This is a genomic window from Cobetia sp. 29-18-1, from assembly GCF_029846405.1.
Taxonomy (GTDB): Bacteria; Pseudomonadota; Gammaproteobacteria; order Pseudomonadales; family Halomonadaceae; genus Cobetia; species Cobetia amphilecti.
Genome location: NZ_JARWKS010000044.1, coordinates 1 through 1,679, shown reverse-complemented (window position 1 = coordinate 1,679; position 1,679 = coordinate 1). Strand labels below are relative to the sequence as shown.

The following is a 1,679-nucleotide window of genomic DNA, read 5'->3' as shown; positions in this document are numbered from 1 at the left end:
GTGAAGAAGGCCTTCGGGTTGTAAAGCACTTTCAGCGAGGAAGAACGCCTTGGGATTAATACTCCCGAGGAAAGACATCACTCGCAGAAGAAGCACCGGCTAACTCCGTGCCAGCAGCCGCGGTAATACGGAGGGTGCAAGCGTTAATCGGAATTACTGGGCGTAAAGCGCGCGTAGGTGGCTAAGTCAGCCAGGTGTGAAAGCCCCGGGCTCAACCTGGGAACGGCATCTGGAACTGCTTGGCTAGAGTGCAGGAGAGGAAGGTAGAATTCCCGGTGTAGCGGTGAAATGCGTAGAGATCGGGAGGAATACCAGTGGCGAAGGCGGCCTTCTGGACTGACACTGACACTGAGGTGCGAAAGCGTGGGTAGCAAACAGGATTAGATACCCTGGTAGTCCACGCCGTAAACGATGTCAACTAGCCGTTGGGTCCCTTGAGGACTTAGTGGCGCAGCTAACGCAATAAGTTGACCGCCTGGGGAGTACGGCCGCAAGGTTAAAACTCAAATGAATTGACGGGGGCCCGCACAAGCGGTGGAGCATGTGGTTTAATTCGATGCAACGCGAAGAACCTTACCTACCCTTGACATCCAGAGGACTTTCCAGAGATGGATTGGTGCCTTCGGGAACTCTGAGACAGGTGCTGCATGGCTGTCGTCAGCTCGTGTTGTGAAATGTTGGGTTAAGTCCCGTAACGAGCGCAACCCCTATCCTTATTTGCCAGCGAGTAATGTCGGGAACTCTAAGGAGACTGCCGGTGACAAACCGGAGGAAGGTGGGGACGACGTCAAGTCATCATGGCCCTTACGGGTAGGGCTACACACGTGCTACAATGGCAAGTACAAAGGGTTGCAATACTGCGAAGTGGAGCCAATCCCATAAAGCTTGCCTCAGTCCGGATTGGAGTCTGCAACTCGACTCCATGAAGTCGGAATCGCTAGTAATCGTGGATCAGAATGCCACGGTGAATACGTTCCCGGGCCTTGTACACACCGCCCGTCACACCATGGGAGTGGACTGCACCAGAAGTGGTTAGCCTAACCTTCGGGAGGGCGATCACCACGGTGTGGTTCATGACTGGGGTGAAGTCGTAACAAGGTAGCCCTAGGGGAACCTGGGGCTGGATCACCTCCTTATCGACACTGTCTACTGCTCGCGGCAAGTGCTCACAACGAATTACCTGATCAAATTAGTTTATCGAGTAGTAGTGTCGGGTCTGTAGCTCAGTTGGTTAGAGCGCACCCCTGATAAGGGTGAGGTCGGCAGTTCAAATCTGCCCAGACCCACCAAAAGCTTCGTGCTTTTGTCGACACGGTTTTGCCGACTTTGGGGCCATAGCTCAGCTGGGAGAGCGCCTGCCTTGCACGCAGGAGGTCAGCGGTTCGATCCCGCTTGGCTCCACCATGAAAGTCCGGTTCAGCTTCTACTACCTGATAACGCTGCACAGTCCACAGTGACAAGCATATCGCCTTCCTCGTGAAGGTTGTGTGACTTCTCACTGTTCTCTGAACAGCCGCTCTTTAACAATGTGAATCATGCTGACGATAGATATGTGCGCCAAGCGCATGTCTATCAAAACGATATGTCGGAGAGGTCCGACAGATTCGTAATCCTTGACAGACCCCTTGGGGTTATATGGTCAAGCGATTAAGCGCATACGGTGGATGCCTTGGCAGCCA

At 53.7% G+C, this 1,679-nt stretch carries 2 tRNA genes and 1 rRNA gene; all 3 read left to right on the top strand.

The window, feature by feature from the left end:
- Positions 1 to 1,136, top strand: a 16S ribosomal RNA gene (locus QD208_RS17540); the annotation flags it as partial.
- 76 nt (positions 1,137 to 1,212) lie between these two features.
- Positions 1,213 to 1,289: transfer RNA gene (locus QD208_RS17535), tRNA-Ile, on the top strand.
- Between the two features lie 39 nt (positions 1,290 to 1,328).
- A tRNA-Ala gene (locus QD208_RS17530) sits at positions 1,329 to 1,404 on the top strand.
- Positions 1,405 to 1,679: the final 275 nt, after the last annotated feature.